General features: G+C 47.8%; 11 protein-coding genes. 5 read left to right on the top strand and 6 right to left on the bottom strand.

Annotation, left to right across the window (positions count from 1 at the left end; genetic code table 11):
• Positions 1-50 precede the first annotated feature (50 nt).
• Positions 51-2,210, bottom strand: a complete 2,160-nt coding sequence (gene pdsS / locus Q4Q50_RS06835; RefSeq protein WP_311898889.1) for a proteobacterial dedicated sortase system histidine kinase — start codon at positions 2,208-2,210, stop codon at positions 51-53.
• 74 nt (positions 2,211-2,284) lie between these two features.
• Entirely contained in the window at positions 2,285-2,977 is a 693-nt protein-coding gene (gene pdsR / locus Q4Q50_RS06830; RefSeq protein WP_006081337.1) for a proteobacterial dedicated sortase system response regulator, read from the bottom strand.
• Between the two features lie 258 nt (positions 2,978-3,235).
• On the opposite strand from pdsR, the gene pdsO reads away from it, so the two are divergent.
• The 3 genes from pdsO (at position 3,236) to Q4Q50_RS06815 (ending at position 7,223) form a co-directional block, all read left to right on the top strand.
• Positions 3,236-4,066, top strand: a complete 831-nt coding sequence (gene pdsO, locus Q4Q50_RS06825) for a sortase-associated OmpA-like protein PdsO (protein WP_311898888.1) — start codon at positions 3,236-3,238, stop codon at positions 4,064-4,066.
• 105 nt (positions 4,067-4,171) lie between these two features.
• Positions 4,172-6,484, top strand: a complete 2,313-nt coding sequence (locus Q4Q50_RS06820; protein WP_311898887.1) for a marine proteobacterial sortase target protein — start codon at positions 4,172-4,174, stop codon at positions 6,482-6,484.
• 31 nt (positions 6,485-6,515) lie between these two features.
• Positions 6,516-7,223, top strand: coding sequence for a class GN sortase (locus tag Q4Q50_RS06815; protein ID WP_259507522.1), 708 nt, complete (start codon positions 6,516-6,518; stop codon positions 7,221-7,223).
• A gap of 222 nt (positions 7,224-7,445) precedes the next feature.
• Here the strand turns inward: Q4Q50_RS06815 and Q4Q50_RS06810 are convergent, their stop codons facing one another.
• Complete coding sequence (locus tag Q4Q50_RS06810; protein WP_311898886.1) at positions 7,446-8,471, bottom strand: GGDEF domain-containing protein; 1,026 nt, start codon at positions 8,469-8,471, stop codon at positions 7,446-7,448.
• 209 nt (positions 8,472-8,680) lie between these two features.
• Between Q4Q50_RS06810 and Q4Q50_RS06805 the strand changes: the two genes are divergently transcribed.
• Positions 8,681-10,303 carry a M28 family metallopeptidase gene (locus Q4Q50_RS06805; RefSeq protein WP_311898885.1) on the top strand — a complete coding sequence of 541 codons (1,623 nt, stop codon included), beginning with the start codon at positions 8,681-8,683 and terminating at the stop codon, positions 10,301-10,303.
• A gap of 135 nt (positions 10,304-10,438) precedes the next feature.
• On the opposite strand, the gene Q4Q50_RS06800 is transcribed toward Q4Q50_RS06805, so the two are convergent.
• From Q4Q50_RS06800 to Q4Q50_RS06790, 3 genes are all read right to left on the bottom strand, one after another.
• Positions 10,439-11,302 (bottom strand): DUF481 domain-containing protein, encoded by an 864-nt coding sequence (locus Q4Q50_RS06800; protein WP_006081343.1) that lies wholly within the window; start codon positions 11,300-11,302, stop codon positions 10,439-10,441.
• A 394-nt stretch (positions 11,303-11,696) separates the two neighbouring features.
• Positions 11,697-12,683, bottom strand: a complete 987-nt coding sequence (locus Q4Q50_RS06795; RefSeq protein ID WP_311898884.1) for an ATP-grasp domain-containing protein — start codon at positions 12,681-12,683, stop codon at positions 11,697-11,699.
• A gap of 20 nt (positions 12,684-12,703) precedes the next feature.
• On the bottom strand, positions 12,704-13,153 hold the full coding sequence (locus Q4Q50_RS06790; protein WP_011846617.1) for a MaoP family protein: 450 nt from the start codon (positions 13,151-13,153) through the stop codon (positions 12,704-12,706).
• Between the two features lie 108 nt (positions 13,154-13,261).
• Between Q4Q50_RS06790 and hdfR the strand changes: the two genes are divergently transcribed.
• Entirely contained in the window at positions 13,262-14,131 is an 870-nt protein-coding gene (gene hdfR, locus Q4Q50_RS06785; protein ID WP_311898883.1) for an HTH-type transcriptional regulator HdfR, read from the top strand.
• Positions 14,132-14,138 lie beyond the last annotated feature (7 nt).

Below are 14,138 nucleotides of genomic sequence, written 5' to 3'. Positions count from 1 at the left end.
GACTCATAATTTAAAGGCTGTGTGACTTTAGCTCAAAGGCTGCGTGATTCTTAGCTTAATGGCAAGGTTACTAGGATATCGACGCCATTATGCTCGCTGCGATTGCGGGCGAGGATTTGTCCTTGGTGAAACTCGGCGACCAATCGTGCGATATACAAACCCAATCCAAGATGGGGTTTGTCTTGGACTTGATTTATCCGTACCGACACCATGGAATCGAAAATCTGCTCCGACATATCAACAGGTAATTCTGGTCCTAAGTTACTGATAAGTAATGTCGCTTGCTTACCCACTTGGGTGAGCGTGACTTCGATAGCGCTGTCTTTATCACAAAACTCAATGGCGTTGGCGATAAGCTTGTCCATCAACTGGGCGATATATTCCGGTACACCTTGCATCATCAGTGGCTGCTCGGGCACTTTTACGCTAAAGCCTTGTTCTGGATAGGTAATTTGGTAACCTTGCATACAGCCACTGACCACTTGGGAGAGTGGGAACTTAGTGATGTCGGCCTGGGTTAAACTCTGCTCTAAGCGCGTTGCCTCGCTCATGTTATTTAAAATCATACTTAAGCGGCTGACGCCTTCTTGGGCGCGGTCGACATATTTTTGCGTGTCTTTATCTAAGGTTTGCAGGTTTAAATGCTCAAGTGATGAACGCACAACCGCCACGGGCGTGCGTAGCTCATGGGACAGGCGCGACGACATGTTTTCCAGATAATGGGTGTACTGACCAAGCCGTCCGACAATGCTGGAAAAACTGCGGGACAGATCGCCAATTTCATCCCGTGCTTTAGACGGTTTGAGGTGATTACGTACGCGGCCTTGGCTATCAATGGCATTTTCGGCCTCATCGCGCAGTTTACGGATACGGTTAGAAATACTCGAGGCGAAAAAGAACAGCGCCAAGGTGCCCATGCTCATAATGGTCAAAATCACGTTAAAGAGTTTTTCCAGCGCGCGGTTACGCAGGGTACGAATTCCGTGGGTGGTTTCTTCGGCGACAACGGCGCCCATGACATTGTTATCAATCCAAATAGGGCTGGCGGCAGCGAGCACCACAGCTTTGTTGTCTGGGGTTAAGCGCCAAGTTGAGCTTTGCTGACCCGCAAGGGCTTTTTGGATATGACTGCCATCAAGCTCGGTGGAGTCTTGTAAGGAGTCTATAAAGTCTTTGGGCGGCTTAGTGAGAATTTTATAGTACAGCGGATGCAAGTAATCGCGCTTGAAGGTTTCCCACAGCGTGGTGCTCTTTTCATCTTCTAAGGTGCGGGTCCATACACTGTCATTGGCACGAATATCGCCCGATTTTGCCAGTACGCGGCCGTGCTTATCGACCACCCAAATGCGTGAGCTATAGTGGCTCATACCTTTGATAATGTTTTCAATTTCTGGCGATGGCACCAACACAGTGCCGAGATTATCGACCGTATCTAAGGCCGAGGTGCCGACAACGGCTGCCACATCGCGGTTTTTGCTGTCGTTAACATCGGAGATGGCAAAACCGAGTTTGCTGCCGACCATGTCTAAGGGAATACGCAGCTCGACATTGTAGCCCACATCTGTGGTCGCCCATTGTCCTTGGATGCGCACTTCAGGTTTGACGGGCACAGTTTGCTTAGGATTGGCAGGTAACTCGAAGGCGCTGATCCAACCGGGTTGCGTGGTGGCAACGATATAGCGTTTAAATTTATTGTCGGGCGCGAGTGTCGCAATCGAGAGATGATCGTTTCTATCGACACTTAACGCATTTTTGCCACGCAGCACCACAGTTGGGTCGGTCACTTGAAAGAAGGCATACAGATAACCATCGTACTGGCCGACCATGTGGGTAAAGCTTAAGGTCAGCGGCGCGTTGGGATCTGCGCGCATGAGTTGATGCGCCTCACCGTACTGGATAAATCTGTGCTGATATTCTTCCCATTCGTTGAGTTTACCGTCGAGCAGAATCGCCCCATTGAGTTGATAGGCGTACAGATCGCGACTCTTTTCCACTTGCTTTAAAAAGCTCGCTTGTCCATCGAACAATTTCGGCCGTTCGTGCAGCGCGGTGGCCAGTGCCTGAGTCGTGCCTTCTAAGGTGCGTTCTTGACCGTGGCGAAGATACTTTTCCATCTCCCACACATATTGATACCCCAGCCAAGGTAGGCAGAGCAAAAACAGGCTAAGGCCGATGACTTTAGTGCGTAGACCAAAGGGGAAACGTGTCATAAGTTAGGGATCAGCCTCAATGGGATCAAAAGTGTATTGGCTCAAGGTTACGTGCATCAAGGTATCGCGAGAGTTCAGGCTAAGCTGTCCCAGCGATAACCCATGCCATAAACCGTATCGATACAATCAAACTCAGGCGCGGTGGCGATGAATTTCTTGCGAATGCGTTTCACATGGGAAGTGATTGTGCTGTCATCGACAAAAATCTTCGCCTCTTGCATTAATTCATGGCGACTGCGCACATGGCCCGGGTGTTTGGCTAACGCGTGCACCATCCAAAATTCGGTGACGGTAAGCTCAATCGGCAACTGGTTCCAATAGACTTGCATGCGATTGGCATCAATCGTCAGTGGGCCACGTTCGAGCAGGTTTTCCTGCGCCGTTTGGCTGGCCGCAAGCTCGGAGCGGCGAAACAAGGCCGCTAAGCGCGCAGTTAAATGGGGGAAACTCACTTCTTTACTCAAGTAATCATCGGCGCCTAAACGCAGGCCACAAACAGTATCAAAGTCACTGTCACGGGCGGTCAAAAAGATGATCGGCAGCGTGCTCGACATAGCGCGTAAAGACTGACACAGCATAAAGCCGCCGTCGATTTCATTGCCTAAGCCGATGTCGATAATGGCTAAATCCGGTAAACGAGTATTGAAGGCTAACATGGCCGATGGTCTGTCGGCATAGGTTTGCACGCTGTAACCGTGTTGTTGCAGCACGTCCTTGTAATTCTCGCGAATGGCCGCTTCATCTTCCACTATGGCGATACGCTTCATAGAGCCATATTCCTATTGACTTGGGGGAGTAAGTTTTCGTGACTATACAGGATTTTACTCGAGATAAAAGGCCACAAATGCAATTGCCATTTTGTTGCCACAATTGATAGTTGCATTGCCATTTTCCATCCCTGCTCATGCCATTCCACTTGTGTTTAATAGCCGCATTCAGTTTTGCACCCGTTTTGACCTCATGGGGTTTTGAACTTGTTGTTCAGGTTCGAGTGCAAGCTCAGCTAATAATCAAAAAGGAATGAGATGATGAAAAAGACACTAATTAATCTGTTGGTTTTGAGTTTATTAAGCGCGCCAGTCGCCAGTGTGTCGGCGCGGGTTTCACTGCAAAACCAAGCTCAAGGACAGGAGCGCAGCTTAGATAATGATGTCGATGCCAGCGGTATGGCGATGGATGGCGAATACGCCAATGAGGACGAACAGCCAGAAGCCTTAATTGGCCTCGATGGTGGTGCATTAGTGGGCGCGTTAGTCGGTGGCCCAGTGGGGGCCATTATTGGTGCATTCACTGGCACCTTGATTGGTAAGTCGGTTAGCGACACAGACACGCTGCACGTTCAGCAAAGACAGATCAACCTGCAAGAGTCGCAATTATCCGAGTTGAGTGTCAAGCAACAAACTGCCGAAAAACGCGCTAGCGAGTATGCCAAGGCGCAGCAAGAGCTTGATGAATTGCTATCTGCGCAACGTCAATTGCTCAGTGAACTCGCCCTAGGGCTAAACGTGCAGTTTCGCACCGGTTCCTCTGAGGTCGAATCGCATTTTTTGCCCCAATTAGATGATGTGGCCGAGGTGATGAATCTGTCGCCTGAGCTTAATTTGGAATTGAAAGGCTATGCCGATCGCCGGGGTGATGTGAGCTACAACCAAGCCCTTTCTGAGCAACGTTTACTGGAAGTCCGTGGCTACCTGATTAAGCAGGGCGTCGCAGCTGAACGCATGACAACACAAGCCTTTGGCGCTTTATCGCCACTGCAAGCGGAGCAGGACAGGGAATCTGATGTGTTCGATCGCCGTGTGACCTTGACCTTACAGCCTCATTCAACCTTGACGGCAACGCGCACGACGCAATAGCGGTCGATGTTAGTCGTCCATTCTAAGCCGTCAATTTAGAACATTTATTTTAACGGCTGCGAACGTCAGTCCATATTGGTTAATAGAAAGAAGGAAGCCTTTGTGATGATCACAGGGAAAAGGGTAAAAGAAATCAGCGAAAGCTTAGCGATATTAATGATCAGTGCCGCCGTATGTTGGGGCTTGCCCTTTGTGGCATTAGCCTCACCCAATAGCACGGGCACATTGTCTGAACCGCAGAATATTGCTTCGGCGCTGGTCGACGAAAATACTGCTCAAAGTACGGCAGAATCACAGGTCATTAATTACGATGACATTACTCAGGGGTTGTTGCTTTATCGTCAGCCGAGCGGCGCTTGGGTGCCATCTTTGCCACTCGATACACAAGTGTCGATGCAAGTCTCTGGCTTAAGTAATCGCGTTAGCGTGAAGCAGGTTTTTCGCAATAACACTGAGTTTGTGTTGAATGGGCAATATCTGTTCCCGCTGCCCAATGAGGCCGCGGTGGATTCGCTGCGATTACATATCGGCCAAAGGGTCATCGAAGGGCAAATTCATCCTAAGGCCGAGGCTAAGCAGATTTTTGAGCAAGCCAAAGCGGAAGGCAAACGCGCCAGCTTAGTGAGCCAAGAGCGGCCAAATATGTTCACGACCGAAGTGGCCAACCTAGCACCGCAGGAAGAGTTGATTGTCGAAATCAGCTATCAGGAGAGTATAAAATATGAAGATGGCTTATTTAGCCTACGTTTTCCGCTGGTGGTCGCGCCTCGGTATATCCCAGGCCTAACCTCTGACGTAAGTGCTAGCGATTCAAATGAGCCTATGGCACGCCAATCGAGCCGAGTGACCAGCTCGCAGGTGTTTGATGCTGACCGGATTGTGGCGCCTGTGCGGGACGGCGCCAGTGGACGCGATCCTGTGCTCAAGGCTGACATTCAAGTCTTGCTGGCAAAGGGGGTTGATAAGGCGTCAATTGAGAGCCCTTACCATGACATCAAACTCAAGCAAACCAATAGCGGCGCTGTTGATGTGTTGTTGGCGCAACGTGTGCCTGCCAATCGCGACTTCGTATTGCAATGGCGCGTACAGCAGGGTACGAGTCCAATGGCTTGGGTGTTTAATCAACAGGATAAGACCCATAAACCCGATGGCGATAATTTGTCTCAGGACACGCTTGAAACCAGCAAAGCTAACGGCATGAATGAAGATAATTACAGTCTCGTCATGGTGTTGCCTCCTAAGGTCGAAAAGAGCACCCAGCCGAGTTTACCCCGTGAATTAATTCTGGTGATTGATACTTCGGGCTCTATGGCGGGGGATTCTATCGTTCAAGCCAAAAATGCACTGCTTTATGCATTAAAAGGACTCAAGCCCGAGGACAGTTTTAACATTATAGAATTTAATTCCAGTCTGTCTCTGTTTTCAGCGACATCATTACCGGCGACTTCGTCTAATTTGTCCCGCGCCCGTCAATTTGTGAGCCGTTTACAAGCCGATGGTGGCACTGAAATGGCACTGGCACTGGACGCTGCCTTGCCCAAATCCTTGGGCAGTGTCTCGCCCGATGCCGTGCAGCCTTTGCGCCAAGTGATCTTTATGACCGACGGCTCTGTGGGCAATGAGCAAGCTTTGTTCGATTTGATCCGCTACCAAATCGGTGAGAGCCGCTTGTTTACTGTTGGCATAGGCTCGGCGCCTAATTCTCACTTTATGCAAAGGGCGGCAGAACTGGGTCGTGGCACTTTTACTTATATTGGCAAAGTGGATGAAGTCGACGAGAAGATCAGTGCCTTGCTGAGCAAAATTCAATATCCCGTATTAACCGATATTCAAGTGCGTTTTGATGATGGCAGTGTGCCCGATTACTGGCCATCACCGATTGCCGATCTGTATCGCGGCGAGCCTGTGCTTGTGAGTCTAAAACGCAGCGCCCGTGAGCCTCAGGAATTAGTGATCTCAGGTCGCCAAGGGCATAAAAACTGGCAACAGTCGTTATCGCTTCAGGACAACTCAGCGGGACTTATCACTAATCAAGGTGCGGGTTTAGATTTGCTGTGGGCGCGTAAACAGATTGGTGCATTGGAGCTGAGTAAAAATGGTGCGAATGATGACAAGGTTAGGCAGCAAGTCACGGCCTTGTCGATGAATTATCACTTAGTCAGCGCTTATACCAGTTTAGTGGCGGTGGACTTAACCCCCATAGATTCAACCGCAATGAGCCGCGATGCTGTGGTGCGTCAGCACTTGCCCTTAGGTTGGCAGCCTTTTGGTGCCTTGCCACAAACTGCGACCTCGAACCGTTTGGATATGTTATTGGGTGCGCTGACCTTGCTGCTGGCCTTGGTACTTATGGGATCGATTCTGCGACAAAAACGTGAAGAGAAGGCGGCCATGATCGCGCTTGCCTGTCATCGATGAACCATGAATCATGAACGACGAGTAAAGCCCGATGAGCAAAGGCAGAACACAGCGATTTTTAGTGGTGGGATTATTTTTAATTGGCGCAACATTGTTAGGAAAGGGACTCTATATGCAAGCTAAAGCACACTTTGCCCAGTATTTGATTGAACAGGCGTGGACTAAAACCTTAGCCGATGGACAATCTCATAAGCCTTGGTCATGGGCGGATACTTACCCCGTGGCAAAGCTGTCCATTTATCGTGAACAAGCGGCGGCTAATAGCGATATTGAAGCCGAGCTTAATGACAGTTTATATGTGTTGGCGGGGGCTTCAGGGCGAAATTTGGCCTTTGGTCCGAGTCTGGTATTGTCCAGTGCGCCAGCGGGGCAAAAGGGCAATACTGTGATTGCCGGACACAGGGACACACATTTTGCGATCCTCAATGGCATGGCGGTGGGGCGCCGATTATCGCTGCAGACGCTTAAGGGAAATAACATTATTTATGAAGTAGTTGCGACTCAGGTGGTGCATGAAACTGAAACGCAGTTTATGGCGCCATCCGCTGATAATCGCTTAACCTTAATCACTTGTTATCCGTTTGATGCGCTTCAAGGTGGCGCCGAACTGCGCTTTGTGGTGCAGGCGATACCGGTTGAGGATGAGTCAATGGATACGGCTAGTGCCGATGTTTCAGCTTCAATAGGGAATGGGATACAAGGGAAGGTTGCTTCTGGAACGCGCAGCTTTACTCATTAGGTCGCACGTTAATTTAAGCCTTAGCGCAATCTTCAACCAAAGCGTTAAGGCTGCTTTGAGCTAACAATGTCAACATTAATAATGTTGATTAAATCATGCTGACCAAATAGTGCTTATCAGTAACCGCCAAATGACTGTCTTTTAATCATCCTAGCCTGAAGCCGAATCATCGGCTTCAGGCTAATTCATTACGTTCCAGTTAGCATAATCAAGCCATCACAATCAGTTGCTGATCGGCAACACGCGATTTCGACCTAAACGTTTCGCGTCATAGAGTAATTTATCTGCCGCTTCAATCAACTGCATGCCCGTTTGTTTTTCTTGCCATTGGGCAACCCCAAATGAGGCACTGATATTATTGATGCGCTCGTCTTTACGTCTGTCTTTCAAACTGAGCTTTTCGAGCCCACGGCGCATGGCTTCTGCCAGTTGCCTTGCGATGCGTAACTGACTTTTAGGCACAATAATCACAAATTCTTCACCGCCAAAACGATACAGTTTCGCGCCATCGCGGCAGGACTCCTGTAGCCGTTTCGCCACGGCGCGTAACACTTGGTCGCCAAGCTGGTGGCCGTAGGTGTCGTTAAACACTTTAAAATGGTCGATATCGGCCAAGATCAAGCAGGTGCCTAAGGGCGCTTGGGCCAACATACCGGCAAAATCGCTGTCGAAGGCGCGGCGATTAAAGCAGCCAGTCAGCGCATCGTAGAGCACATCTTTTTCTGTCTGTTCTAGCTTTTTCTTTAGCGCATCGATTTCGGTTTGCGCTTTCTGCAATTGTCCGGTAAAGAACTCAGTGCTCGAGCGAATATTGTCTGACTCTTTCACTAAACTGCGCACCAGATCGAGCACTTGCTCAACACTAAAACCCTCGTATTCGATGCGGTTGAGCTTTTCAAAATTACTCTCGATGCGCGACTGGAATTCATTGGCATCCAGATTGGTATCTTTGAGCGATTGGGACAGCTCAGTCACCATAGCATCCAGATTCTGGCGCATTTCGCGGACATCGAGTTCAACGGGATCGGCAACATACTGGCGATATAAGAGTTCGCTACTCACAGGAGGACAGGTATTGTACTGGGCGATAACGGTATCGAGTCGTTGATTTAATTCGGGATTCTGTTCACCAACATAAGTGTACCAAAGCGCATAGTTAACCGGGGTGGTCGGAATTTTATGTTTGAGCATCAGAGGCACTGCTTTTTTGAGATTCAGTGCAGCGGCTTGTAATAACTCTAGCGACATATTGTTACCTTACTTAATGAAAATGCACGGATATTTTAAGATTTTCGCTATTTTATTCTGTTGTTATCTGTTCAAGGCTAACCACAAGTACCTCGGCTCGATGAAGGCATGAACACCGTTTGTGCTTGGGCAGCAGCGACTCCGTTTGCGCTAAGACTTCCATCATAAACTAAAGATGATATGGTAAAGTCTATCCTTAAAATCAAATAATGATAATAACTTGGGAGAAAGTTGTGAAAAATATCATCTTAGCCACAAGTCTGATGGCCACTATCTCATTACCCGTCTTAGCTGAAACCACATTTGTGCAAAGCCTCGATCTCGCGCAATACCGAACCGATGTTAAAACCTTAGCCAGTGATGCCTTCGGTGGACGTGCGCCTTTGTCTGAAGGTGAGACCTTAACTTTAGACTATTTAGTGAAAGCATTTAAAGATATGGGTCTCAAACCCGGATTTGGCGACAGTTATCTGCAGGCCGTGCCTTTGGCGCAAATTAGCGCAGATCAAAATATGCAGCTTGATATCGGCGGACTTAAATTTGCCAATGGCAGTGAATTTACCGCGAGAACCCAAAGAATCGCCGAAACCGTGAGCCTGAATAAAAGCGATGTGGTGTTTGTCGGCTACGGGATCAACGCGCCCGAATATGGCTGGAATGATTACCAAGGGTTAGATGTAAAAGGCAAAACCGTTATCGTGCTTGTGAATGATCCCGGCTTTGCGACTCAAGACCCTGCGGTATTTAAAGGCAATGCCATGACCTATTACGGTCGCTGGACTTATAAGTATGAGGAAGCCGCGCGTCAAGGCGCTGAGGCTGTGTTTATTGTCCATGAAACCGCGCCTGCCGCCTATGGCTGGGGTGTGGTGCAAAACTCCAACACGGGCACTAAGTTTACTCTGGTCGATGCCAATAATAACCAAGGCCAAGTTGGCATCATGGGTTGGGTACAGCACGAAACCGCGCAAAAAATCTTTACTAAAGCAGGATTGGATTTTGATACCTTAAAGCAGCAAGCAGCCAAGCCAAACTTTAAGGCTATCCCACTTAAGTTGAGCGCCCAGCTCACGTTACACAATAAAATTGAACGCGCCGAGTCCCATAACGTCGCGGCTTTACTGCCCGGCAAAATGCGCCCCGACGAAGTAGTAATGATGCATGCCCATTGGGATCATCTTGGCACTGTGATTGAAGACGGTAAGTCAGAGATTTTGAACGGAGCGGTCGATAATGCCAGCGGTGTGGCGGGGGTTTTAGCCTTGGCGCGTTACTTCAAACAGCAAGCCAAGACGGCGCCACTGGATCGCTCGGTGCTCTTCAGTGCCTTTACGGCGGAAGAAACCGGTCTGATCGGTGCACAGCATTTTGCTCAGCATCCGAGTGTGCCAACGAAAAACATCGTCGCCTTTTTAAATATCGATGGCATGAATGTGAATAAGGGCGTGGATTACATTTTGCGTTATGGTGAAGGCGTATCTGAGTTGGAGCAATACTTAGATAACGCCGCGAAGGCCCAAGAGCGTTCAGTTAAAGCCGATCCAAGACCGCAGAATGGGTTGATGTTTAGATCGGACCACTTTGCGCTGGCACAACAAGGTGTACCTGGATTGCTATTTATGAGCCTTGGGGATACCGATCCTGATTATATCGCCCATAAATATCACAAGCCTGCCGATGATTATGATCCAAGCTGGAATTTAGGTGGTGTAAGCCAAGATCTAGATCTCATCGCCAGTATGATTACCACCTTAGCCAATAGTACCGATTGGCCCCATTGGCTTGAGTCATCTGACTTTAAAGCCAAGCGCGAGCAAGATGGGCGTAAATAGTGTTAATCAGTTGAATTATGAGGGCGCCAGTAGGTGCCCTTATTTTTGGACACTGATTTTAGCTGGGGATTGAGCGATAGTTTTAGCGAGGCGCAGCGATTTAATACAATAAAGTCTTAATAGAATGTGTTTGAATTAAAAAGAATAACTGATGGAAAGCATAGGGCCGATAAAGCTGTAATAGATATTGTAATCGGCGATTTGAGTGTCTTTATTCGGCGAGTTTTGGGCGATATCCACATCAACTTTGTAGTAGTTATAGGCCACGCTCATACGCCAGTTTTGAGTGATTTGTGCATCAACACCGACTTTAATATCAACAAGCTCGCCTTTTACATCATTGAGTGTGATGTAGAAATACTGTGCATGGCTGGTGACTTGCCAACCTGGAACAAATTCATACTGACCATAAATGCCAAAGTCCGGCAGTGGTGCAGTGACATTTTCATCAACAATGCGCGGGATCGCTTGGCTACCACAGACGTTATTGAGTAATTCTGACGAAGCGCAAACCCCAATCATACCTTCAAAACCTGTCTTGATAAACATAGTGTGTAAACCAAATGACAGACCCACATCATAGTTACTGCCTTGAAAGACATCATAACCATAGCCTAAGCGCAGCACATCGATGTTTAAGGTTGAACTGAGCTTACCGCCCGCTTTGATATCGTAAATGGTGTCGTTGATTTCGAGCTGGAAGGGTTTGGCTAGGGCTTGGGTATCGGCGCTGCGGTGGAGTTGTTTCCAGTCGAGGTAGATATTGTGCCGCTCGTTGAAGTGATAATTTAACTCGATAAAAGGCAGGAATTCGTTTTCAGCGAGTTTGAGATCAGATTCATAATCTAAGGTGAAGTTATTACCCGAAACTGGGTTAGTGACTTCCATATTGGTGTCTGATTGCGAGTAGAAGCCGCCTAATTGAATAGTAAAGTCATCGGCTTGCACTTGAGTGCTGACGAGTGACGCTATGATGAGGGGTAACAGGCGAATCGACATGTTAAGGAGTAACTCCAGCATTATTCTTATTATGTTTAGCGATAAGGTCAGACTTTAGTGCCATAAAAAATCAACATTTGGAGTTTAACAGCAAATTTCGCGATGTGAATAAAATGTTTTAAAAAATGCGAAAATTTGTGATTTAAAACAAAAGTAGGACTTATTTTAGCGGCATTGAATGAAATTTGAGCGAAACATCACATCAATTGTGGATTGAAGGCTAACGCAAACGGTAAGGGAGGGGCTAGTGCTACCTAGAAATGGCTTCAGTATTGCAGCTTTGCTTGTGGCGCGAGATGCCAATGGATGTGAAACATGATAAATGGGGGATAGTAATCAATTTAAGAATATCTAGCGGCGTGATACCGCTAGATATTAAGTTGTCCCTCGTCCGCTATTTAGGCTCGATGACGGGCGCTACAGACGTTTCTACATTGTCAGTAATAACCATTTTGGGGCTACTAGGCTCATCTTTATTAAACATGCCTAAACGGATGCGAATAAAGTGTAAAATTTGCGCGGCAATATCCACATTCAAACAGGATTCTAAGCCTTCAAATCCCGGGGATGAGTTTGCTTCGCAAATTTTGTAATGGCCGTTATCAAACAATAAATCGATACCCGCAACATCGAGATCGAGAATATTGGCTGTTTGCGTGGCAAGCCATTCAATTTCAGGAGTGATTTGAAATGGACGCGCTGAGCCGCCGGCACTGACATTGGCTTTAAAGCTGTCTTCTTGACCACGCCTTTCGTAGCAACCTGCAACACGACCACCGATGGTAAATACCCGAAGATCGCGCCCATGGCTGTTAGCGATAAACTCTTGCAGAATGATGTTAGCGTTTTTGTTGGTCGCTTCAATCAACTGCATTAGATCGTCAAATTCACGTGCCTTGTGGGATAAAAACACACCGCTGCCCTGTGAGCCAGAAAGCGTTTTAATCACCACAGGAAAGCCGAGATGGCGCTCTACGAGGGCTATATCGACGGGGAACTTAACCAACATGGTTTTAGGCGTAGGCAAATTTTTCTCTGCCAACAATTGCTGGGAGAATAATTTGTCTTTAACGATTTCAATGGCTTTAGAAGGATTGAGGCAATACACCCCTAATCTTTCTAAGTGGCGAATAATGGCTAAGGCAAAGTAAGTTGTGCCTGATCCCATTCGCGGAATAATAAAATCGGGCAGCTCGACGGCTTGCCCATTCAATAAAATACTCTTGTTATCTTCTCTGGTGACAGTCAGATCAAATTCATCAGGTGCGTAAACTTGCAACTGTATGTTGTCGGCTTTTGCTGCCGCCAGTAGACGCTCAATTTCATACCATTCAGGTTTTAGCTGAGTCGCGGTTTCTTTATATAAAATCCAACCACGCATTTAGTAGCAAACCTTAATTTTCATTCTTTATCCTCGGGTTCAGGTTCATCCTGAACATCATCTTCAATATCAAATACAGCCTCGGCCTCAACTTCTATCTCGGGCTTGGTTGCAGGCAAATGCACTGTACCAACCACGGCATAAAAGGGTTTCCCCATGGCGAGCCTGCGATACTTTACCCAGATCTGCTCTAACAAGCTACTGGGCGCGATATTTCCTTTGGCGACTTCCACAAATTGGGCTTCATCGGAGGTGCAGGGCAAGGTTTTACCTTCGGCTAAATTCTTCATTGCATGACCATGCAATTCAAGCAGTTCAGCTTCCTTATTAGTAAAATCGCCGCTTCGTTTGAAGCCTTTGGGGAAATTCGCGTCGTCGTAGAAACGTTTTTGCGAGACAAAACTGGCAGCAGCTGAGCCGTTAAACGTCTCAGAACCCTTGTTAGCGTTTGAAAAAGACTGTTCAGACATGGCAGATACCCTCTAGTTTTTGATATACAAAGATTTGCAACTGGAGTATTGGCTAGTATTATTGATTTATAAATCAAAAAAATTTGCCTATGTTGGTCAAGAATTTTTATGGATACCGATTTACTGAAAACCTTTCTTGAAGTCTCCCGTACTCGCCATTTCGGTAAAGCGGCCGAGAATCTGTATCTCACGCGCAGTGCTGTTAGTTTTCGAGTCAAGCAGCTTGAGAGCATTTTAGGCGTCGCGCTGTTTGAGCGGCAGCGGAATAACATTCAGCCCACACCTGCAGGCGAGCGCATGCTTGGCCATGCCGAAGCAGTATTAACGGCGTGGGAGCGGGCTAAACAAGATGTTTCCCTGAGTCAGTTACAGTCGACTCAGCTTGCTATTGGTGCAGGGCCGAATATTTGGGATGCCTATTTGCAAGGTTATTTACAGGGATTGCACGTGGGTTTGCCCGGCGTGGCGCTGCGCACCGAAGTGCTGCCTGCCAATGCGATGACGCGCCAATTAATGGACCGCACCCTAGATATCGCGATTTCATTCGATCCGCCAAAGCTTGATCAATTTGAATTAGTGCAGCTGGGGCAAATTAATTTGTTGTTGGTTTCGAGCCTAAAAGGTCAAACGCTGAATGCCGTGGTGCCGGGGCAATATGTGAAAGTAGATTGGGGGACGGCGTTTAATATTGTGCATGCGCAGGAATATGCGTCGCTGCCTGTGCCGACACTGCACACGAGCTCTGCGCGTATCGCCTTGGATTTCATCCTAAATAATGGTGGTTGTGCTTTCTTACCTGAGCATTTGGTACAGCATGCATTGCGCTGCGGCGAATTGCATCACGTTAGTGGCGCCAGCGCTATTTCACGAAATGTGTATGTTGCCTATTGGGCAGAAAATGATCGTTTAGCCCAGATCAAACAAGCCATCGACTTTTTAAGGGACGATGGCTCAGTGTTTGCTCATACGACTATCTAAAACGTCG

Source organism: Shewanella scandinavica, assembly GCF_031932065.1.
In the GTDB taxonomy this organism is placed as follows: Bacteria; Pseudomonadota; Gammaproteobacteria; order Enterobacterales; family Shewanellaceae; genus Shewanella; species Shewanella baltica.
Note: the sequence above shows the minus strand (reverse complement) of the source record. Positions and strands in the feature narration are given on the sequence as shown.

Bases quoted from the DNA above. Each gene is read 5' to 3' on its own strand.
- pdsS (WP_311898889.1), bottom strand. From the start codon at position 2,210: ATGACACGTTTCCCCTTTGGTCTACGCACTAAAGTCATCGGCCTTAGC.
- pdsR (WP_006081337.1), bottom strand. From the start codon at position 2,977: ATGAAGCGTATCGCCATAGTGGAAGATGAAGCGGCCATTCGCGAGAAT.
- pdsO (WP_311898888.1), top strand. From the start codon at position 3,236: ATGATGAAAAAGACACTAATTAATCTGTTGGTTTTGAGTTTATTAAGC.
- Q4Q50_RS06820 (WP_311898887.1), top strand. From the start codon at position 4,172: ATGATCACAGGGAAAAGGGTAAAAGAAATCAGCGAAAGCTTAGCGATA.
- Q4Q50_RS06815 (WP_259507522.1), top strand. From the start codon at position 6,516: ATGAGCAAAGGCAGAACACAGCGATTTTTAGTGGTGGGATTATTTTTA.
- Q4Q50_RS06810 (WP_311898886.1), bottom strand. From the start codon at position 8,471: ATGTCGCTAGAGTTATTACAAGCCGCTGCACTGAATCTCAAAAAAGCA.
- Q4Q50_RS06805 (WP_311898885.1), top strand. From the start codon at position 8,681: ATGATAATAACTTGGGAGAAAGTTGTGAAAAATATCATCTTAGCCACA.
- Q4Q50_RS06800 (WP_006081343.1), bottom strand. From the start codon at position 11,302: ATGTCGATTCGCCTGTTACCCCTCATCATAGCGTCACTCGTCAGCACT.
- Q4Q50_RS06795 (WP_311898884.1), bottom strand. From the start codon at position 12,683: ATGCGTGGTTGGATTTTATATAAAGAAACCGCGACTCAGCTAAAACCT.
- Q4Q50_RS06790 (WP_011846617.1), bottom strand. From the start codon at position 13,153: ATGTCTGAACAGTCTTTTTCAAACGCTAACAAGGGTTCTGAGACGTTT.
- hdfR (WP_311898883.1), top strand. From the start codon at position 13,262: ATGGATACCGATTTACTGAAAACCTTTCTTGAAGTCTCCCGTACTCGC.